The organism is Salegentibacter agarivorans, from assembly GCF_900113135.1.
Classification (GTDB): domain Bacteria; phylum Bacteroidota; class Bacteroidia; order Flavobacteriales; family Flavobacteriaceae; genus Salegentibacter; species Salegentibacter agarivorans.
The window spans coordinates 1-21,111 of record NZ_FOOH01000006.1 but is presented as its reverse complement, the minus strand read 5'-3'; the positions used below and the strand labels follow the sequence as shown (position 1 = coordinate 21,111).

Sequence of the window (21,111 nt, the reverse complement as noted above, 5' to 3'; positions counted from 1 at the left end):
TAAATCCAGAACCTTCTATGGTGCTTAAAGCTTACAAATAAAACTCCCTAAGTATTTAAACTTAGTAAAAAGAGAGTAAGAAAGTTAATTGAACTTTGCTTTAATTGCTTTACGGTATGTTTCACCAATAGGTAAGCGAATATCTCCATACAGGCAAATACTATTACCTTCAAGCATCTTTATTTTTTTTGAGGGAATAATATAAGATCTATGAATTCTTAAAAATTCATCTTTAGGTAGCTTGCCGATAATATCTTTCATATTCTCATGAGTTATGATTTTCTCGCTTGTCGTGTGGATCCTGATATAATCCTTAAGGCCTTCAATATATAGGATCTCCTCAGGAATTATTCGGTAGACCTTTCTCTCCGCTTTAATATAAAAATCCTTATTCTCGGCAGTAGTGTCAGAAATGGTATTAAAGGATTTCTCCCAACCTAAATATTTCTCAACGCTTTCATAGAATCGCTGAAATGAAATAGGTTTTACAAGGAAGTCAATCACCTGGTATTTAAAAGCATCCAGGGCATATTCCTGGTAGGCTGAGGTGATAATAAAATTATGATGGGAATGATTACTCATTTGCATAATTTCCATCCCGCTAAGTTCAGGCATCTGAAGGTCTATAAAAACTAAGGTATTCGTGTACTCCTTAAGTAGCTCGAGAACTTTGTAATTATCATTACCTGCATAAATAACATTAAGGCTAGAAACCTTTTTTGCATAATCTTTTAATAAATGAACTGCAAAAGGTTCGTCATCAAGAATTATTGTATTAATTGGCTTTTCCATCAAGATCAATTTCTAATTGGGCACTGAAAATTTGTTTATCCTGATTTATCTTCAAAGAATGAGCATCGGGATAATTTATAACTAAGGTTTTCTTTAGGTTATCCAGGCCTATTCCTCCTAATTTATCTTTCTTCTGGTGGCCAATTTTATTGGTGATTTTAAAGAAAAGCCTTTCACCGGTTTGTTGTAGGTTGATAAAAATCGGGTGATATTTATTATACTTACCGTGTTTCAGTGCGTTCTCCACTAACGGACTTAGTAAAAAGGGAGGGATTTGTATAAAAGGCTTGTCAATAGCAATTTCAAAGTTTACCGTATTATCATCTTCATGCCTTAACTGGTCAAGTTCGATATAAGATTTTATATAATTAACCTCCTGCTGTAAATCAATTTTCTCTTTACTGGTTTCATAGGTGGTATATCGCATTAATTCCCCAAGCTTTTCAATAGCAGGTAGGGCCTTATCAGATTTAAAATAAACAAGAGAGTAAATATTGTTAAGGGTATTAAACATAAAGTGTGGGTTGAGTTGAGCTTTAAGGAACTTTACTTCGGTTGCACTTTTTTCCTCAACGATGTGTTTATTGTATTCCAATAACCGAACATTAAAAATCAATATCCAAAGAATGGAACTGATAATCAGCGGGAAACTTCCATAATATAAGTTGTCATAAACGTAATAACTAAGCGAAGTACCTTCAAAATAATTACCATGACCAATTAATTGGCTAATTAAAATCTGTTCAAGAAAATACCTCAGGGAGATAAAGAAAATATATCCGGATGCAATACTAAGGATCCCTCTTTTCCAGTTGAGTTTATCAAATACCCATGGGAGAAGCAAAATATAATTAATATAAAAGGTAGCCAGGAAAATAATACCACCCGAGATCTCGAAAATATCCAACTTTCTAATGCTAAAAAGATAGGGGTTTGTGAGGTCAAATTGAATAAGTTCGAAGTAAACAAAGAGTAACCAAAAAAGAGCATGAAAAAGAACTTCCTTTTTCTTGGTCATAGTGCCGGTATGGGGAAATGGTTTCATTGATGTAAAACTAAAACATTCTAAGCAGGAGTGGGGAGGGGTTTGTCGAAAAGTAGGAGGGGTTCGTAGAAAAAAAGAATTTATTCCCCCGGATTAATCTGATTTTTGAGGCAACTTAAAAATTAAAGAAATGAAAACTACATTGATTATGATGGTACTTTTGAGTATCCAGTTGCAAGCCCAGGAGTTAAAAGAGCCGGTAAAATTTGAAAACACGGTTAAGGTATTAAATATGGGAACCTTTCATATGGGATATACTCCAGATGCCACTACTACTGAATTTGATGAACACGACCAAAAAAATATCGACCGGGTACATCAAATTGCTCAATCCATTGCGGAATTTAATCCTACTGTAATTCTTGTAGAAAGGGTTCCTGAAAAGAATAGTGAAGTACAGAAAAACTATAAGAAGTATGTGCAAAACCCGGATATGAAATTTAAAAATCCAAGTGAGGTAGAATTGCTGGCATTTGAAATAGGTCGGCTCGCGGGTACAAATCGTATTTACGGGATAGATTATAAAGAGGGCTATTACTACGGAATCGCAGAGAAAATAAATGACAACTATGGTATTGAAACTTATAAGAAATATTTCTCCGTATTGGATTCTTTGCAGAAACAGTATCCTGAAGAGGAAATGTCTGTGTTACAAAAATTACAAATGAGCAATAACCCTATGTATAAAGATATGCTCCTCAATATCAATGCTGATATTCTAACCCATATTTCAACTGAAGGTAATGCGGAAGGAGCGGATGAAGCAGCAAAATTCTATCATCGGAACCTGGTGATGTACTCCAACCTGAATCAAATCGAATTAAATGGAGATGACCGCGTATTTATCCTTATGGGAGCTAGTCATACAGCATTTTTTGATATGTGGTTGGAAAGAAGCCCAAAGTATGAATTAATAAATACAACGAAATTCTTAAAATAAGATAGGTGAAAACTTACCTGGGCAATTAAGAACCAACTTCTGATAAATTTTTAAAAAGATAAAGCCAGGCCAACTCCCTGATGGTTCCCAATGAAATTAAGGGTGACTTGAAGGGGATTGGGCGGTGAAGAATTAACACTATTTATTCTTTCTACCGCTTCAAATGCCTGGTTGCTGGATCTTAAGGAAATAGGTATGGCTACCCCAATAAAAGCGGCACCAACTCCCGCTAAGACCCAGGGGGCATCTTGATTGGAAACCGCAGCACCAATCGGAATACCTACGAAACTACCTCCTATACTTCCCACAATGGTGGAGATAGTTTTGTTCTTTCTCGCCTTTTTTATTAAACGGGTAGCTTCTCTATCTGCTATCATCAGCTTTTTCATTGCTTTAAGGTCTAGCCTTTGGTTATTCATAGTAAACTTATAGCCAAGAAAAACCTTTTCGGATTCAATTTGCTGAGCCGATAATGAAGTGATACTTAAAAAAAGTAGGAGTAGGAAACTTAGTTTTTTCATTTAAAAAGATAGTTAATAAAGTTTGTGTTAGTTTCAGAATTGTTTTTTTCTGTTTACCGTTATAATTATTATCGCACCTATTAGCATAAAGGGTATACTCAACAGCTGGCCCATATTTAACACCATTTGATTTTCGAATGCAACCTGGTTTTCCTTAAAAAATTCAATAATGAATCTGGCTAGGAAAAGAAGTATTAGAAATAAACCAAAAATAACTCCATTGGCTGTGTTTTGTGTTTTGGTTTTGTAGATAGCATATAATATTACGAATATTACCAAATAGGAAAAGGCTTCATAAAGCTGGGTAGGATGTCGCGGAATTAGATCATCGCGCTGAAATACAACACCCCAGGTACCGCTTGTGGGTTTACCATAAATTTCGGAATTCATAAAATTTCCAAATCTTATAAAAGCCCCGGTTATAGGTGTTGCAATGGCAACCCTATCCAATACCCACAGTATTTTTAGGTTATATTTTCTACAATACAGCACTATCGCCAGTAATACTCCTATAGCTCCTCCGTGGCTGGCTAGTCCCTGAAAACCGATAAATTGGTAATTGCCATTAATTTCTTTAATTGGAAGGAACATCTCTATTGGATGTTCCAGATAATAACTGGGTTCATAGAACAAGCAATGACCTAATCGGGCGCCGATGATCGTTCCCAGGACAATATAGGTAAGCAAGCTATCCAATTGTTCCGTAGGATTTTTTTCCTTTTTATAAATATGCTTTACCACAAAATAACCCAGAAAAAGGCCGGTCATGAATAAGAGACCATAGTATTTTAAAGGAAAATTCTCGGTAATCCATAAGATCACCGGATCTGTATCCCAGTATAGGATGTTGTCTTCTAACCTATTAGCCAATCCTCGTAAGTTTTAAATAGAAATAGAATTCAATAAGTTTTAAGGATATTATTTGTTAGTTGCCAGAACGCATATTTTGTTACGTTTTATATTTATTCTTTAGTAAACAAGAATTCGCCACCACCTTGTTTAAGAGTCATGGAATTGGCTGTAGCATCAAAAATAATTTCTACCCCGGCTTGAGTATAGGAAAACCTGTTTTTTGATTTAGCTTCCATCGCAAAGCTTGGTTGCCCGGTTACCTGCCCAATAAGTACATTTCCCTCCTGGAAAGTAAACAGGGAAAATTAAAAACTTCCATCAAAAGCAAATTATGCTATACTTTCCTTAAAAGACCATCTTAGGCTGTATAATCTTCCTAATTTTATTCTTTTAATAGAGAAACAGTAAGCCTTTATGCGCATTATTAATGCCAACCAAAATAATCTCAACAATATAACTCTTAACATTCCGGAAAATCAATTAATCGTTGTTACCGGATTATCGGGGTCCGGCAAATCCTCCCTGGCAATGGATGTGATTGCTAACGAAGGCTACCGCTATTTTTTAGAGAGTCTCCCAGCTTATAATCAACAAAATGCGCAGTTAATTCCCACTGCTGAAGTAGACGATATAGAAGCCCTACCGCCTGTCATTAAAGTAGAACAATCGAAGCGCTTTCAATCAATTAATACAACTCTTGGAACGCTTTCAGAAATTGCATCTGTCTTCAGAATTTTATTTGCCCGTTATTCCGCAGAAGAGACGATGAGCAAATCGCTTTTTTCTTTTAATCATCCCAAAGGGGCCTGTGAATATTGTCACGGGATTGGTGAGGCAGAATATATTGATCTTGATAAATTGGTGGGCGATGAAAACAAAACCCTTCGAGAAGGCGCCATTACTACAACCTTGCCGAATGGTTATATTGTATATTCTCAAATTACAGTAGATGAATTAAATAAGGTATGCCAGGCCCATGGTTTTAGTGTAGATATTCCCTGGAAAAATCTCACCAACGAACAAAAAGAGGTGGTTTTAAACGGAAGTGATCGCATTAAAGTTTTTTTTGGAAAGCATACTTTGGAGTCCCGGTTAAGATGGGAAGGTTTAAAAGCAAAACCCCGGGAAGAAGGATTTTATAAAGGAATGCTTCCCATTATGAAAGATATTCTGCGACGAGACCGCAATCCCAATATCTTAAAGTTTGCGAGCTCCAGAACCTGCCCCAGTTGTAAAGGAGCACGTATTAAAGCTGATCATCTGGATTACCAATGGAAAGGGCTAAATTTCCAGGAATGGATGGATTTACCTTTAAATTTTTTATACGAAAGCCTGAAAAACCGGAGTTTAAAAGATGGGGAACAGCTTTTGGTAGATAAGATTTGTACACAGTTGTTCGACCTGATACGACTTGGAATGGAGGAATATCGCTTGAGTACTCCCAGTACCGAAATTTCTTCGGGAGATGCGCAGCGTATAAAACTCATAAAACAGGTAAACAGTAGCCTGCAGGGAATTCTCTATGTTTTTGATGAACCTTCCATCGGTTTATCTGAGGAATACCAGAACTATTTACGGCATATTTTGAATCGGTTGATAAAGCGTGGTAACACGGTTATGGTGGTAGAGCACGATTTAAATTTTATAAGATCTGCCGATTGGATAATCGAATTAGGACCCGAAGCCGGGGCTTACGGGGGAGAAATTCTTTTTAACGGACCGGTTAAAGAATTTTTAAATGCCGAAAATTTATCGAGTCCAACCCTGGCTGAAATACAAAAAGAAAATTCAAAATCTGAAATCGAACCTTCAAAAATCTCAGTAGATACATTTTCTCCCACAGCTGGAGAATTAATCGTTGCGAACAGAAAAACATCTGAATTTCTTCAAAAACTCGAGGTATATTCAACAAAAGAAGATTTAAAGCTGCTTACGGTTTCAGATCAGCCTATAGGTAAAACCCCCAGAAGTAACCCCGCGACTTATACCGGCCTGGCTGATAAAATACGCGATCTCCTGGCAAAATCACCGGAAGCCAAAGTTCTAAAATTAGCTAAAGGTGCCTTTTCTTTCAATAATAAGCGCGGGAGATGCGAAACCTGTGAAGGGGCAGGCGTGATTACACTTTCTATGAATGTATTGGGTACTATTAATCAGGTTTGTCCTACCTGCAAGGGCCAGCGTTCTAAGCCGGAAGTTTTGAAAGTGGAGTGGAACAATAAAAATATTGCCCAAATCTATAACCTGAGTATAGCTGAAGCTTTTGATTTCTTTTCCGGGGAAAATAAGATCACCAAAATCCTCGCTTTAATGCTGCAATTAGGCCTGGGTTATATTAAACTTGGCCAGCCATCAAATACCCTGTCTGGTGGCGAAGCACAACGAATTAAGCTCACCAAACATTTTGCAAAACAATCTAAAAAAACACTATTGTTGTTGGAAGAACCAAGTATTGGATTACACCAGCAAAATGTGCGGCAGCTGCTAAAAGCTTTGCATCAGCTTAAAAATCAAACCGCGGGGATTATTTGCTTCGAGAATCATCAGCTTTTTCAATCTTCGTGTGATATCCTGGTAGAAAATAATAATAAATCTTCCTTACCGGAATTTAAAGAATCACCAGACCAGCGTAGGGATACTATTGCCGTAAAAGGAGCTAGAACCCATTATTTAAAAGACCTGGAAGTAAATTTCCCTAAGAATCAATTATCTGTAGTTACAGGAATTTCGGGTTCGGGTAAATCTTCTTTGGTGATAGACACCCTGCACGGTTATGGATTACAGGAAATGACCAAACAGTTTTCGAGTTATCAGCAATCCAGGGTAGGAGTTAATTTTCAGTTTGATGTAGATTATATTGAAGGGCTCACTCCAACTATTTGCGTTACCCGTAAAGAAAAAAGTTTTACAGAACGTTCAGATATTGCTAAACAAACGGGAATAGATAAGATCTTACGCTTTGCTTTTTCCAGAAAAGCGCAATACGAAGGAGAAGAATTATCTGCCAGCCATTTTTCTAACAATCACGAATTGGGAAAATGTGTTGTATGTGATGGGATGGGGCAGGAACTGCTACCCGATTTAGATAAAATAGTCCTGGACCAAAATAAAAGTATTGCCAACGGTCTTTTTGAGCACAATAAATCCCTGGCTTATTACGGTCAGTCGAACAGTCAATATATGGCAATTGTAAAGGAGGTGGGAGCTCAATATAATTTTAATCTGGAAACACCTTTTAATGAGCTAAGCCACGAACAGAAAAATATTCTAATTAATGGAGCAGGCGAAACTGTATGGAAGGCCAACTGGCAGTTCAAGACCAAAACCCGGGAAGGAATTCAGGAGGTAAGTATGAAATGGGAAGGGCTTTTCCATTACTTAAAAGATGAATATTATAAAACCCGGAAAAATAAAAATATTGAAAAGCTAAAAGCCCTTTTTTCCCTCAACGCATGTAGCCATTGTTCTGGAAGTGGATTAAAACCGGAAAGATTAGTCTTTAAAATTGGAGGAAAATCTATTCACGAAATACGGTCAATGGACTTTAAAGCTTTGGAAAACTGGCTTTTGGTTAATTCCAGGCTAGATGAGATGGATCAAAAACTCATCCTTAGAATTCAGCCTCATTTAATTAATACTATTAAGCGCGCAAAGCAGTTGCACATTGATCATCTTCAATTAAACCGAAAATCAATGACGCTTTCCGGCGGAGAAAATCAACGTGTAACGCTTATCAAGCAGTTAAATAGCCCGCTTAAGGGTATTACTTATCTTTTGGATGAACCTTCAGCAGGACTGTCTAATAACAATATTCCCGACCTGGTCAATATCCTAAAAGAACTCGTGGAAAAAGGAAATACAGTTATTGTAATTGAGCATAATAAAGAGATTATTTTGAAGGCTGATAAACTAATTAAAATAGGACCAAAGGCGGGAAAATTAGGAGGTTATCTTACTTTTCAGGGAAATTCACAAGAATATTTGAAACAAAAGGATTCTCATCCTTTTTTAAAAGAACCTTCTCAACCAATTATTTTAAAAGAATCAGAGAATACTATTTCCTTCCGAAAAATCTCCAAACATACTTTAGTGAAAGCTGCTCTGAAAGTGCCAGTTGGTGGCATTACTGCTATTAGCGGTAAATCTGGAATAGGAAAAACGACCTTAGTAAAAGACATCCTGATTCCGAGTATTGAAACCGGAAAACCGGTAAATTGTGAAAGCATAAAGCTCCCGAAAAAATATTCAGAAGCGCATTATTTTGAGCCTAAAAAACTTAGAACCCACGCAAATACCTTATTGGTTTCTTATTTAGATCTACTAAAGGAAATAAGTAAAATATTTGCCAGTGAAACAAACTTGAAGCCCCGGGATTTTTCATATAAAACAAAAACCAGTCAGTGTGAAAACTGCAAAGGAAAAGGCTATCTGGAAACCAGCCTGGATGTAGCTGCCAATGCGATTGAAAAATGCGAAGTTTGTAGAGGGAAACGTTACCAGCAGCATATTTTGGAACATACTGTAGATTCAAAAGATATTGCTGAGGTACTCGCCTTTAATCTAATAGAATTAAAACAGTGGTTTGAAGAAATGAAGGTTTCAGAGAAAATTATTTCATTTTTAAATCAGATGGAGAAAATCGGTTTGGTGCATCTTCACTTAGATCAGGCTGTACAATCACTTTCTTCGGGAGAAAAGCAACGATTATTACTTTTGAATTGGCTGCAGAGTCCAACTACCAATGCTCTTTATATTCTTGACGAACCCAGCACCGGATTGCATTATGCCGATATTGATCTTTTGTTTGAAATACTGAAAAAACTCAGTAAAAACAATGATTTATTAATCATAGATCATAATCCATATTTATTACAAAAGATTGGAGTTGGGGTGGTTTTAGAATAAAATTTAGGACTGAAAAACCTTTTCTTTTTTCCTTAAACTTCAGGATTTTTTCTATTTTTAAACTGTTTTTAGTGATTTCTATGAATCCTAATTAGTTAATAATTCAAATTCATTCAATTTTACATTCATGAATAAATTAGTTGTTAGCAGGAGATCGGAATGGGCCAACAGGGCCAGAAAAATCGGGTTATATCTTAATGATAAGAAAATTGATACCATAGGAAATGGAGAATCAAAAGAATTTACATTGGAACCCGGAGATTACAAATTGAAAGCAAAAATTGATTGGTGTGGCAGCCAGGTTCATCATTTTGAAATAAAAGAGAATGAGGTAACAAAAGTAGAACTTACTGGATTTACCCAAAATAAATGGGTGCTACCTATATTGGTATTTATTCAAATGATTCTTCTTGTTTTATCATACATTATTGAGGTAAATAGTGTTTTAATGATCGCTTTCTCTACGTGTCTGTTAATTTATATAATCTATCCAATTACTTTTGGTAAAAATAATTACCTCAAATTAATCCCAGGATAATTAAACCCGTAACCTTCAGCATAATTGATAAATTCTAAAAAATTTGATAAAGATGAATAAAGTAAGGATTACCGGTTTAGGATTATTAGCAATTGGCATTAGCTTAATTTCCCTGTTTGAAGGAGATTTAGCCGGTATAGCTGCGGGCTTACTTACAGGTTTGGGAATTGGTTTATTGGTAACCGGCCGTTTAAGATTTCAGAAGTAAGTGCTCACATTTAATTTTCTTCAAAAGAAAAAATAGCTTCTATTGGCAATTTAAAAAGCCTGGAAATTCTAAATGCCGTTGGCAAACTGGGGTCGAATTTCTCTTTCTCTATGGCATTAATTGTTTGCCGCGAGACTCCAATAATATCTGCTAAATCTTCCTGGGTATAGCTATTTTCGGCTCTTAGTACTTTTAATTTGTTTTTCATGCGTAGCGTTTGGTATTTACGGTGACTAAAACCAAATAGGTTAGGCCTATAAAAATTACCAGGTTGCTTATTTCGGCATTATATGCAATTAAATTGGTGGCATCAAGTAGAGAATAAGTTAAGCCAACTACTACCGCTAAGCCTAAGGTTAAAGCCAAAGATTCTAAATGAATTTTCCGCTCCAGCTCATCAAAATTATTGAACATTCTCCGGTTCGCAATAATCATTAAAATTCCGTGGACAAAGTTTACCGAAACTGCCAGTGTGGTTAATACACTATGATCGTCCCAAATGTATTTGGGGCCAAAAGAGGCAAGGGCAAGGGTAGCCACCCAGCTCCAGGTCCAAATGGCAAGGTTGTAAAGATTCTTTTTTCGTTCTGCTTTCATTTTTAATGTAATTAATAGTTTACTTTATGTAATGTTTACTTTACAAGTATACGCAATTAATTTAAATGTAAAGTTTTATTTACATAAATTTCTTTGAGATTCAGAAAAAGAATGATGTTAAGGGATAAATTAGTATCTTAAATTCTAAATAATTATCCTAATGAAAAGAGTATTTCAAGTATTAATATTATTTCTTGCTACAGCGGCTATGGGGCAGGATTCCGAAAAGCAAAAGGAAGAACAGTTAAAAGAACTTATTAAAAATTCTTTTCAAGAGATATTTTCTAATATGGAGCTTCAAGCGCTTGAGACTTATTGTACCCCAGATTTTTTACTCCTGGAAACCGGGGAAGTTTGGGATATGGAAAAGATGAGGAATTATATTAAAAAAGCGAGTGAGCAAAAATCACAGGTGAAAAGGATTAACTCTTTTAATTTTATTGAAATAAAAATTGAAGGAAAAATGGCCTGGGTGGCCTATCACAATAAAGCTGAATTTATGTCTGGAGATGAGGTAGTAAGGGAAATAAACTGGCTGGAAAGTGCCTCTGCCATTCTCACTGATGAAGGTTGGAAGCTTCAGCTTCTTCATTCTACCATAGCGAACAAAGAGTAGTAGTAATTTGATGCTGGCAGTATATAGCTTTTTAAATCTCAATTATTTGGTGAAAATAATTTTCAAAGCTTTCTTTCACTATCTTTACTGGGTTAATGCTAAACTATTTAGAAATTATGGCAAAAGAAAAATCACCTTCAAAGAATTCGGCTAAAAAAGAACCGGTTTTGAGTTTAAAGGAAAAGCGCGCTGCTAAGGCCGCAAAGAAAAAGAACAGAAGTTAATTAGATATTTTATTAAAAGAAAAGAGGCTGTCTTAGACAGCCTCTTTTTATATAGGTTCAAAATATTTTACTTTTTCTTAGGTTCAAAAACCGGTAATAATTGGCTGCTTACTTCGCCAAAACCAATTCTACGGCCTTTGCTTTCGCAATAACCACGCATAATTACCGTATCGTGATCTTCAATGAATTTTCGTTCGCTACCATCTTTAAGTTTTACTGGCTTTTCACCTTTCCAGGATAATTCTAACATAGAACCATAACTATCTGGGGTTTTCCCTGAAATAGTTCCCGAAGCCATCATATCTCCAGAATTTACCGGGCAACCATTAACGGTATGATGTGCTAATTGCTGACTCATATTCCAGTACATATGCTTGAAATTGGTTTTTGACAGCGGAGTTTCTTCAGAATTTTCCGGTTTAAGGGAAACTTCAAGATTAATATCAAAGCTTTTCTTGCCAGTGCTTTGCAAGTATGGAAATAATTCTACTTCAGGTTTAGGTCCTTCAGTTCTAAAAGGCTCTAAAGCATCTAAAGTAACAATCCACGGTGAAATTGAAGAAGCGAAATTCTTGGCAAGGAATGGCCCTAAAGGTACATATTCCCATACCTGGATATCTCTTGCGCTCCAGTCGTTAAACAATACCATTCCAAAAATGTATTCTTCGGCTTCTTCTATGGGTATTGGTTCTCCTAACGGATTAGCGTCTGTAGTGATAAAAGCCATTTCAACTTCAAAATCTACTCTTTTTGAAGGTCCAAATACAGGAGTATCAGAATCTTTTGGTTTTGTTTGTCCCTGTGGCCGGTGTACCGGGATTCCACTTGGGATTATAGAAGAACTTCTTCCGTGATAACCTACAGGAATGTGTAGCCAGTTTGGTAATAATGCATTGTCTGGATCACGAAACATTGTTCCTACATTGGTAGCGTGCTCTTTGCTCGAATAAAAATCGGTATAATCACCCACCTGAACCGGCATTTGCATTTCAATCTCGTCTAGCGTAAAAAGTACACGGCTTCTATGCTCTTCATTATCCCTTAATTTATCATTTTTTGCGTCAAAAATTTCGGCAATTCGGTTACGTACCAATCGCCATGTCTTTTTTCCGTCAGAGATAAAATCGTTTAGGGTATCCTGTAAAAATATATCATCGGTTAACGGGATTCCTTCAAAATAGCCCAATTGGTGCAGTGCGCCAAGGTCTATCGCAAAGTCTCCAATACGGGAGCCTATGGTAATTACATCGTCCCGGGTTAGGAATACCCCAAAAGGAATATTCTGAATAGGGAAATCGGTATTTTCCGAAGTTTCCAACCAGGTTTTTCTATTTGGGTCGTTAGCTGTAATAGGCATATAATTTTTTGTTTTTATTAAGAAATCTAATGAATCCAAATATATTATTTTCCTGTTATTAACCGAATGTATTTCTTACTTTTGATGAATATTTAACGTAAACTTTTGAAATGCAACGAGACACCGAAATTTTTAATTTGATTGCGGAAGAAAAAGAACGCCAACTTAACGGACTTGAGTTAATTGCCAGTGAGAACTTTGTGAGCGAGCAGGTTCTGGAAGCTGCAGGTTCTGTACTTACCAATAAATATGCTGAAGGTTACCCGGGCAAACGCTATTATGGCGGTTGCGAAGTGGTAGATAAAGTAGAACAACTGGCTATAGATCGTTTAAAGGAATTATTTAATGCCGAATATGCCAACGTACAGCCCCATTCGGGATCACAGGCGAATACCGCGGTATTTCATACCTGCCTTAACCCGGGAGATAAATTCTTAGGATTTGATCTTTCTCATGGTGGGCATTTAACCCACGGTTCTCCGGTAAATTTCTCCGGAAAACTTTATAATCCTGTATTTTACGGGGTAGACAAGGAAACCGGACTTATAGATTACGACCAGGTAGCTGAAATTGCCAAAAAAGAAAAACCTAAAATGATTATTGCTGGAGCATCGGCATATTCACGAGAAATAGATTATAAAAGATTTAGAGAAATAGCTGATAGTGTTGGCGCAATTTTGTTTGCAGATATTGCGCATCCTGCCGGGCTTATTGCCAAAGGATTAATTAGTGACCCAATGCCACATTGCCATATTGTAACTTCAACCACGCACAAAACTCTTCGTGGGCCTCGTGGCGGAATTATAATGATGGGTAAAGATTTTGATAATCCATTTGGTCAAAAATTGAAAAACGGAAAACCTAAAAAAATGTCTACTTTGCTTAACAGCGGAATTTTCCCTGGAAACCAGGGTGGGCCTTTAGAGCATATTATCGCTGCAAAAGCGGTTGCCTTTGGTGAAGCTTTAACCGATGAGTTTTTGCATTACACAGTTCAGGTTAAAAAGAATGCAGCGAAACTTGCCGAAGCATTTATGGATAAAGGTTATGATATAATTTCCGGTGGTACCGATAATCACTGTATGCTTATAGATCTTAGAAATAAAAATGTAAGCGGAAAAGAAGCTGAAGAAGCTTTAAGTAAAGCTGAAATTACCGTTAATAAAAATATGGTTCCTTTTGATGATAAATCACCTTTTGTAACTTCCGGAATTAGAATTGGTACCGCTGCAGTAACAACCCGCGGACTTATTGAAGCTGATATGTCTAAAATTGTAGATTTTATTGAGCGTGTGATCACTAATATAGATAATGATAGTGAACTGGAAGCGGTTAAAAATGAAGTAAAAGCTATGATGAAGGGAAAACCACTATTTAAAGTGTAATTCTTTCAATACTGGATATAATTTTAAAAGCTTATTTGAAAAAGTTTTTTTCGTGTTAGATCCTGAAACAAGTTCAGGATGACGGAAATAGCACACTTTCAAATAAGCTTTTTTTTCGCTTCTCTGAAATGAATAGAATTATTGCTGAAAAACCTTCTTTAATTCTTCTGAAATCTTGGTTGGTCTTTTCTTTTCCTGATCCATAAGCGCCCAGGTGGTTTTGGCTTCTACCAAAACTTTTTCGGTTTCAGCATTTTTTATAATCACGTGCCGCACAGATTTTACGTGAGTGGTTTCACCAACATAGGTTTGCAGTAAAATCTTGTCGCCCAAAAAAGCCTGTTGCTTATAACTTATTTCGTGGGTAACCACGATCCAGAAAAATTTCTCATTTTGCTCTTTGGTGGCTCGTGCTTCCCAATGCGCTTTGGCAACATCCTGCACCCATTGTACATACTGCACGTTATTCACGTGGTTCTGTTCATCTAAATGCCTTTCTTCAACTAAAAAGCTTTGTTCAAATATTTCTGGTGTTTCAGCCATTATTTTTCTATTATTTCTACTTCAAAAACCTTGTCCCAGTTTTTCCCGGTCACGTAAAGTTTGTTAGTATTTTGGTTATAGGCAATTCCATTTAAAACGTGATTTTGAGAATCCAAATCATCAAGATTACCTAAGCGTTCCCGCAATCCCCTAAAATCTATTACACCTTCTATTGCGCCGTTTTCAGGGTTAATAATAGTCACACTGGGAAACTGGTAAGTATTGGCATAGATCTTTCCCTCAACCCATTCCAGTTCATTAAATTTTGAATAAATTTTAGTGTTGGTAGCTACCTGTATAAAATCTTTTTCAGCAAGAGTTTCTGCATCAAGAATCCAAATTTTTTCGGTGCCATCGCTTTTATAAAGTTTTTTACCGTCGTTACATAAACCCCAACCTTCTTTACTCTGGTTATAGCTAAAAGTACCGGTTTGTTCAAAGTCATCTAAATTGTAGATTAAACCTTCTTTTTCTCTCCAGGTTAGCAGGTAAAGTTTGTTATTAAGAATGGTAAGTCCTTCGCCAAAATAAGTGTCCTCCAGGTTTATTTTATTTAAAACTTCGCCGGTTTCCAGGTTGAGTTTTCTTAACGAAGAATTACCATATTGCCCGGTGCTTTCATATAAAGTGTCCTTATAAAATTCCAGCCCTTGAGTATAAGCTTCGCTATCGTGCGGGTATTCCTTAATTACTTTATAAGTATATGCTTTTGGAGATTGGTTGTTTAAAATTTTTAGGTTTTCACTAATTGTATCGGTTTCCCCTTCAGAAAAAACTATAGCTTCCAGTTTTTGGCGTCCTAATTTTGTGTTTTCAAGTGGAACCGAAAAAGAAGTTTCCGCTATTAAAGTTTGAAAATATTTTTGCTGAAAATAAAGTTGAATAGAATCAATTTCACGGTCTTTTAGGTTTTCTATAGAGCCTTCAATTGTTTCTCCAAGCTTAAATTCAGTCTTATTTTCGGCAGTTTTCAGCTTAAAATAAGAAGTTTTTTTATCAGAATTGCTTCCGCAGGAAAAAAATAAAAATCCTAATATTAACAGGGACAGGAACTTAAATTTATTCATTGATCTTTTGCATTAAATACCTTGCTAAAATACTTAATTCGGTTTAAAAAATACTTGCGCAAAGTAGGAAAGATTGTATATTTGCAGCGGCAAGTCCCACACAACCAGCTCCTGCTGAATCCCCCAGGGCGGGAACGCAGCAAGGGTAGGCGGTCGTAGCGGTGTGATGTGGGGAGCTTGCCATTTTTTGTTTCTAAAAGGTTCTAAATTTTATCGCATCTTTGCAGCCTATGAAAACAAATGCATCTCCTCAAAAAGTAGTGCTTATAACCGGAGCTTCTTCCGGAATTGGAAAATCTATAGGCGAATACCTTTCTAAACATAATTTTAAAGTTTACGGTACCAGCCGGAATCCGGCGAAGATATCTCATCCTCCTTTTGCGATGGTTGCTTTAGATGTAACCAAAAAGGAAACGATTACCGCTGCTGTTGAACAAATAATTGCTGAGGAAGGCAAAATTGATGTGCTTATCAATAATGCAGGTGTTGGAATTACCGGCCCCATTGAGGAAACTCCAGATGAAGAAATAGCAAAAGCTTTTGAAACAAATTATTTTGGACCTATAAAAGTGATAAAAGCAGTTTTGCCTGAAATGCGAAAGCAAAACAGCGGACTTATCATAAATATTACTTCTATTGCCGGTTATATGGGTTTGCCTTACCGCGGAATTTATTCAGCTTCAAAAGGAGCTTTAGAACTTACTACCGAATCTTTTAGAATGGAATTGAAAGATTTCAATATAAAAATGACCAATATTGCTCCCGGAGATTTTGCTACCAATATCGCAGCCGGTCGTTATCACGCTCCCGTTCTGGAAGATTCTCCTTACAAAGAACCTTATGGTAATACCCTGAAATTGATGAATGAAGATGTAGACGCGGGGAAAGATCCATTTGTCATGGCTAAAGTAGTGTATAAAATTATTCAGGAAAAAGATCCTCGTGGGCATTATAAAGTAGGGGAGGCGCTTCAGAAATTTTCAGTGGGTTTAAAGCGAATTTTACCCGATAAAGTCTATGAAAAAATGCTGCTTAAGCATTATAAGTTATAATTTTGTAAAAACAACACATTAAACAATTAAAGATTATGAAATTTTTTATTGATACCGCCAATCTTGATCAAATAAGGGAAGCCCAGGCACTTGGGGTTTTAGATGGTGTAACTACCAATCCCTCTTTGATGGCGAAAGAAGGAATTTCCGGAAAAGATAATATTTACAAGCATTACAGGGAAATTTGTGAAATTGTAGACGGTGATGTGAGCGCTGAAGTGATCGCAACCGATTTTGACGGAATTGTTAGAGAAGGCGAGGAACTGGCAGAATTGCACGAGCAAATTATTGTAAAAGTTCCTATGATCAAAGAAGGGGTTAAAGCGATTAAATACTTTAGCGATAATGGGATTAAAACCAACTGTACATTAGTTTTTTCAGCAGGTCAGGCTTTGCTTGCGGCCAAGGCTGGAGCTACTTATGTTTCTCCTTTTATTGGACGTTTAGATGATATCTCTACTGATGGTTTAAACCTTATTGCAGATATCAGGTTGATATATGATAATTACGGATTTGAAACTGAAATTCTTGCAGCTTCTGTGCGTCATACCATGCACGTTTTAGAGTGCGCAAAATTAGGCGCCGATGTAATGACCGGGCCACTTTCTTCTATTGAAGGTTTATTAAAACATCCGCTTACAGATATTGGTTTAGAGAAATTTTTATCTGATTATAAGAAGGGAAATCAATAAGAAATTGCTGAAGTAAAATTTACGGAAAGGCTATTTAGAGAGTTTGCGTCAAGCTGAATTTATTTCAGCTTCTAACATCTTAGATCCTGAAACAAGTTCAGGATGACGATAAATTTAAAAGAACTCTCTAAATAGCCTTTTTAATTGTTCAAAAACTCCAAAATTTGTCTTTCAAAATTAGGAGTGTTAAGTTGTGCTTCACCGTTTACTATATTCCCCTGTGTATCTATAAAAATAAGTTTGTTGAGGTAGTTTTTGAGTAGATTAACATTGATGTTAGCCGAATTTAATTTGTATTCTCGCTCTTTATTCATCCCATACACTTCTACAGTATTCTTCCAGGATTGTTGAGAGTCGTTATCAATATTAATTCCTACAAATTCCAGTTCAGGATATTTTTCCCGTAAGGTAGAAATAATAGAATGTTGCCATTTATAATGTTCTGGTGCTTCCATAGACCAATGATAGGTAACTATGGGTTTATCTGAAATTTCTTTTAGCGAAACGGTATCTTCTTGAAAATTGGTTAAAGATAAATTTCCAATATTATTCCCCGGAAGCAAGCTTTTTTGAATTCCGGCCATTTGTTTTAAGTCGGGAAGATTTTTTCCATTAAACTTAATGTCTTCAAGAATACCCAGAATACTGTCAATCTTTTCAGCATTGTTAGAAAATACCATTCCTTGAATTGCCAGGCGGTTTATAAATATATTTTTGATTTCGCTTTTTTCTATCAGTGAATCGGCAAGGCTAATTCGATATTGAATATTGTCTACCGAGTGTAATTCAAAGCAATCTGCATTGGTGTCATACTCTTCCAGGCATCTTTCAATAGAACGGGTTCTTAGATAATCTTCAATAAAATTAAGATAACCGTAATACTCTTTAAGCTTGGTGTCGTTAAAGTTAAGATAGCCGCGGTAATCGTGAAAATCATCTGGAATTTGCTGGGCTAGTTCGTTATAGTATTTTTTTACTAAAAACGTGTAACGTTCTCTAAGATGGTAAAAATCGTAATCTATACTGTTATTGGCGAGGTCTAAAAACGATTCAGAAAAATTCTTCTTTTCGTTTAATTTTTCTAATTTATTTTTCCTTTTATTTTTAATAGAATCGGTAATTCCGGCAAACTCGTTGGGATTTATTTTATAATAGGAAAGCATTAAGTTATTGTTCCTTTCATTATTAAGAAACATATCTAGCAAAAAACTGCTTTTAGCAGCTCCAGGACCGCTAAAATTAAGCGATTCATCAAACTGCATAGTGTTTAACCAAACCAAAACACTATCACCGGGCTCCAAATACATAATTTGATTTTCGGGCGGGTGGTTAAAACTATAAATCCCGGCTTCTAAACCTTTAAAATTTTTCCCAAACTGGTTATTTTGATCCAGGAAGAGCGTATCTATGGTCTCATTATCTTTGGAAAGAATAAAATAGGGGTTGTAAGGGTTCATAATTTGACCGCCAACAAAAGTTCCTTTCTGGTCTTTTTGAGAGTCATTACAACCGGTAAATAATATAACTCCGATAAGAAAAAAAAGTAAATAATATTTCATGCAGATCTTTAAGAACTAAGGACTTGAAATGCTATTGATTTTGGCATCATCCGCAAATATAGTCTGAGCCAAATACCATGAATGTTAATCGGGAGTTAAAAGAATAATAAAAACGTTAATCTTTAGATAAGTGTTGAAGTTTGGCTATTTTTGCAAAAATTTTCAAATTCTATTTTTATGCTTTCAGTATCAAATCTTTCGGTTCAATTTGGCAAGCGTGTTTTGTTTGATGAAGTGAACACCACTTTTACCCAGGGCAATTGCTATGGGATTATTGGAGCCAACGGCGCCGGAAAATCTACTTTTTTAAATATCCTCTCAGGAAAATCTGAGCCTACTTCCGGGCGTGTTCATCTTGAGCCGGGAAAGCGAATGTCTGTACTGGAGCAAAATCACAACCTTTATGATGATACGCCGGTTTTAGATACCGTAATCCTGGGAAATAAGCCTTTAGCTAAGATTAAAAAGGAGATGGATGAAATCTATATGAAAGAAGATTTTAGCGATGCCGATGGAGAAAGAGTAGGGGTTTTGCAGGTTGAATTTGAAGAAATGAACGGCTGGAATGCTGAAAGTGATGCCGCCTCTTTACTTTCTAACTTAGGGATAAAAGAGCAACACCACGCTACTTTAATGAAAGATCTTGATGGTACACAAAAAGTTAGGGTGTTATTGGCGCAGGCACTTTTTGGAAATCCAGATGTACTAATTATGGATGAGCCTACCAATGATTTGGATTATGAAACCATCTCCTGGTTAGAGAATTTTCTGGCAAATTATGATAACACAGTGATCGTGGTTTCTCACGACCGTCACTTTTTAGATGCTGTTTGTACCCATATTTCTGATATCGACTTCGGAAAAATAAATCATTTCAGTGGTAATTATACCTTCTGGTATGAGTCCTCTCAACTTGCCGCTAGACAGCGTGCTCAGCAGAATAAAAAATCTGAAGAAAAGAAGAAAGAATTACAGGAATTTATACAGCGTTTTAGCGCGAACGTAGCCAAATCTAAACAGGCTACTTCCCGTAAAAAAATGATTGATAAACTTAATATTGAAGATATAAAACCTTCCAGTAGAAGGTATCCTGCAATTATTTTTGAACGTGAACGTGAAGCCGGAGACCAGATCTTAAATGTAGAGAAACTGGAAGCTTCTATAGAAGGCGAAACGCTTTTTAAAAATGTGAACATCAACCTTGCAAAAGGTGATAAAGTTGTAGTTTACTCTAGAGATTCTAGAGCTACCACCGCTTTTTATGAAATTATAAATGGAAACCAGGAACCGGTATCTGGTAAATATTCCTGGGGAGTTACCACTTCTCAATCTTATCTTCCGCTAGATAACTCGGAGTTTTTTGAAAATGATCTTACTTTGGTAGATTGGCTTAGACAATGGGCTAAAACCGATGAGGAAAGAGAAGAAGTTTATATACGCGGATTTTTAGGTAAAATGTTATTTAGTGGGGAAGAAGCACTAAAAACTTGTAAAGTTCTTTCTGGAGGTGAAAAAGTACGTTGTATGTTAAGCCGAATGATGATGATGCGGGCTAACGTTGTAATGTTAGACGAACCTACAAACCACCTTGATTTGGAATCTATTACTGCTTTTAATAATTCGCTAAAGAATTTTAAAGGAACGGTAATGTTCACCACACACGATCACGAATTTGCACAAACAGTTGCCAACCGTGTAATTGAACTAACACCAGGCGGAGCTATAGACCGTTATGCTACTTTTGATGAATATATGAGTGATAAAAAGATCAAAGAGCAACGTGATAAAATGTATGCTGTAGAGGCTTAAAACAACTTGAATTGTAAAAATAAAGAGGCTGTCTGAAAAGGCAGCCTTGTTTGTTGTATTATTTTCTGGTTTTTAGTATTTTCATGTAATGAAAGCCAAAGCAGTATTTAAGACCTATGACCAGTCGCAGTTAAGTCTTTTGCCTCCCAGTTATGATGATCTGGTCCCTGCCCATCATCCCGTTAGGATCGTCAATACGATTATTGATCAAATCGACATCGCTGACCTGGAGCGAAGTTATAAAGGAGGAGGTACTTCCAGTTACCATCCCCGGATGTTGCTCAAGGTGACCATCTATGCCTACCTGCGCAATATGTATTCCTCTCGTAAAATTGAGCAGGCCCTTCAGGAGAACATTCATTTTATGTGGCTCAGCGGTCAAAGTAAACCCGATCATAATACCATCAAT

The 21,111-nt window shown here is 36.3% G+C and carries 21 protein-coding genes and 1 other RNA gene; 11 read left to right on the top strand and 11 right to left on the bottom strand.

All coding sequences use genetic code 11. The features are described 5' to 3' along the window. Nucleotides 1–84: 84 nt before the first annotated feature. Together BM084_RS05715 and BM084_RS05710 are read right to left on the bottom strand one after the other, a co-directional pair. Nucleotides 85–792: a LytR/AlgR family response regulator transcription factor gene (locus BM084_RS05715; RefSeq protein ID WP_093303569.1), complete on the bottom strand. Its 708-nt coding sequence runs from the start codon at nt 790–792 to the stop codon at nt 85–87. Then, nucleotides 776–1,837 (bottom strand): sensor histidine kinase, encoded by a 1,062-nt coding sequence (locus tag BM084_RS05710; RefSeq protein ID WP_093303567.1) that lies wholly within the window; start codon nt 1,835–1,837, stop codon nt 776–778. The genes BM084_RS05715 and BM084_RS05710 overlap by 17 nt, the downstream gene beginning before the upstream one ends. 130 nt (nt 1,838–1,967) lie before the next feature. Here BM084_RS05710 and BM084_RS05705 point away from each other — a divergent pair, with 130 nt between their 5' ends. Continuing rightward, entirely contained in the window at nt 1,968–2,777 is an 810-nt protein-coding gene (locus BM084_RS05705) for a DUF5694 domain-containing protein (RefSeq protein ID WP_093303564.1), read from the top strand. Between the two features lie 50 nt (nt 2,778–2,827). Here the strand turns inward: BM084_RS05705 and BM084_RS05700 are convergent, their stop codons facing one another. The 3 genes from BM084_RS05700 to BM084_RS19510 all read right to left on the bottom strand — a co-directional run bounded on the left by BM084_RS05700 (nt 2,828) and on the right by BM084_RS19510 (nt 4,386). Beyond that, nucleotides 2,828–3,298, bottom strand: a complete 471-nt coding sequence (locus BM084_RS05700) for a hypothetical protein (RefSeq protein WP_093303561.1) — start codon at nt 3,296–3,298, stop codon at nt 2,828–2,830. A gap of 33 nt (nt 3,299–3,331) precedes the next feature. Beyond that, entirely contained in the window at nt 3,332–4,168 is an 837-nt protein-coding gene (lgt, locus tag BM084_RS05695; protein ID WP_177195665.1) for a prolipoprotein diacylglyceryl transferase, read from the bottom strand. 92 nt (nt 4,169–4,260) lie between these two features. After that, a complete protein-coding gene (locus tag BM084_RS19510) occupies nt 4,261–4,386 on the bottom strand; it encodes a hypothetical protein (RefSeq protein ID WP_262506670.1) in 126 nt (41 codons plus the stop codon). Nucleotides 4,387–4,564: 178 nt separating this feature from the next. Here BM084_RS19510 and BM084_RS05690 point away from each other — a divergent pair, with 178 nt between their 5' ends. The 3 genes from BM084_RS05690 (at nt 4,565) to BM084_RS19135 (ending at nt 9,801) form a co-directional block, all read left to right on the top strand. Further along, nucleotides 4,565–9,055 (top strand): ATP-binding cassette domain-containing protein, encoded by a 4,491-nt coding sequence (locus BM084_RS05690; protein WP_093303557.1) that lies wholly within the window; start codon nt 4,565–4,567, stop codon nt 9,053–9,055. Between the two features lie 127 nt (nt 9,056–9,182). Then, on the top strand, nt 9,183–9,593 hold the full coding sequence (locus BM084_RS05685) for a hypothetical protein (protein WP_093303555.1): 411 nt from the start codon (nt 9,183–9,185) through the stop codon (nt 9,591–9,593). Between the two features lie 52 nt (nt 9,594–9,645). After that, nucleotides 9,646–9,801: a hypothetical protein gene (locus tag BM084_RS19135; RefSeq protein WP_156858153.1), complete on the top strand. Its 156-nt coding sequence runs from the start codon at nt 9,646–9,648 to the stop codon at nt 9,799–9,801. Nucleotides 9,802–9,811: 10 nt separating this feature from the next. Here the strand turns inward: BM084_RS19135 and BM084_RS05680 are convergent, their stop codons facing one another. Together BM084_RS05680 and BM084_RS05675 are read right to left on the bottom strand one after the other, a co-directional pair. Beyond that, complete coding sequence (locus tag BM084_RS05680; RefSeq protein WP_075327418.1) at nt 9,812–10,009, bottom strand: helix-turn-helix transcriptional regulator; 198 nt, start codon at nt 10,007–10,009, stop codon at nt 9,812–9,814. Further along, a complete protein-coding gene (locus BM084_RS05675) occupies nt 10,006–10,398 on the bottom strand; it encodes a hypothetical protein (RefSeq protein WP_093303552.1) in 393 nt (130 codons plus the stop codon). The genes BM084_RS05680 and BM084_RS05675 overlap by 4 nt, the downstream gene beginning before the upstream one ends. 160 nt (nt 10,399–10,558) lie before the next feature. Between BM084_RS05675 and BM084_RS05670 the strand changes: the two genes are divergently transcribed. After that, nucleotides 10,559–11,014 carry a DUF4440 domain-containing protein gene (locus BM084_RS05670; RefSeq protein WP_093303550.1) on the top strand — a complete coding sequence of 152 codons (456 nt, stop codon included), beginning with the start codon at nt 10,559–10,561 and terminating at the stop codon, nt 11,012–11,014. A 291-nt stretch (nt 11,015–11,305) separates the two neighbouring features. On the opposite strand, the gene fahA is transcribed toward BM084_RS05670, so the two are convergent. Next, complete coding sequence (gene fahA, locus BM084_RS05665; protein WP_075327414.1) at nt 11,306–12,595, bottom strand: fumarylacetoacetase; 1,290 nt, start codon at nt 12,593–12,595, stop codon at nt 11,306–11,308. Nucleotides 12,596–12,705: 110 nt separating this feature from the next. On the opposite strand from fahA, the gene BM084_RS05660 reads away from it, so the two are divergent. Then, complete coding sequence (locus tag BM084_RS05660; protein ID WP_093303547.1) at nt 12,706–13,980, top strand: serine hydroxymethyltransferase; 1,275 nt, start codon at nt 12,706–12,708, stop codon at nt 13,978–13,980. 138 nt (nt 13,981–14,118) lie between these two features. Here BM084_RS05660 and BM084_RS05655 read toward each other — a convergent pair whose 3' ends face one another. Next, nucleotides 14,119–14,523, bottom strand: a complete 405-nt coding sequence (locus tag BM084_RS05655) for an acyl-CoA thioesterase (protein WP_093303545.1) — start codon at nt 14,521–14,523, stop codon at nt 14,119–14,121. After that, complete coding sequence (locus BM084_RS05650) at nt 14,523–15,590, bottom strand: glutaminyl-peptide cyclotransferase (RefSeq protein WP_093303542.1); 1,068 nt, start codon at nt 15,588–15,590, stop codon at nt 14,523–14,525. Before BM084_RS05650 ends, BM084_RS05655 begins: the two co-directional genes overlap by 1 nt. A gap of 87 nt (nt 15,591–15,677) precedes the next feature. Between BM084_RS05650 and ffs the strand changes: the two genes are divergently transcribed. The 3 genes from ffs (at nt 15,678) to fsa (ending at nt 17,334) form a co-directional block, all read left to right on the top strand. Next, nucleotides 15,678–15,776: signal recognition particle sRNA small type (ffs, locus tag BM084_RS05645), an RNA gene on the top strand. Between the two features lie 44 nt (nt 15,777–15,820). Then, a complete protein-coding gene (locus BM084_RS05640; protein ID WP_075327410.1) occupies nt 15,821–16,642 on the top strand; it encodes an SDR family oxidoreductase in 822 nt (273 codons plus the stop codon). 35 nt (nt 16,643–16,677) lie between these two features. After that, a complete protein-coding gene (gene fsa / locus BM084_RS05635; protein ID WP_075327409.1) occupies nt 16,678–17,334 on the top strand; it encodes a fructose-6-phosphate aldolase in 657 nt (218 codons plus the stop codon). Between the two features lie 140 nt (nt 17,335–17,474). On the opposite strand, the gene BM084_RS05630 is transcribed toward fsa, so the two are convergent. After that, nucleotides 17,475–18,893, bottom strand: coding sequence for a TlpA family protein disulfide reductase (locus tag BM084_RS05630; protein ID WP_075327408.1), 1,419 nt, complete (start codon nt 18,891–18,893; stop codon nt 17,475–17,477). A 177-nt stretch (nt 18,894–19,070) separates the two neighbouring features. On the opposite strand from BM084_RS05630, the gene BM084_RS05625 reads away from it, so the two are divergent. Continuing rightward, nucleotides 19,071–20,702, top strand: a complete 1,632-nt coding sequence (locus tag BM084_RS05625; RefSeq protein WP_093303538.1) for an ABC-F family ATP-binding cassette domain-containing protein — start codon at nt 19,071–19,073, stop codon at nt 20,700–20,702. Nucleotides 20,703–20,790: 88 nt separating this feature from the next. Further along, the coding region (locus BM084_RS05620; RefSeq protein ID WP_245764341.1) for a transposase at nt 20,791–21,111 on the top strand (321 nt) is incomplete at its 3' end.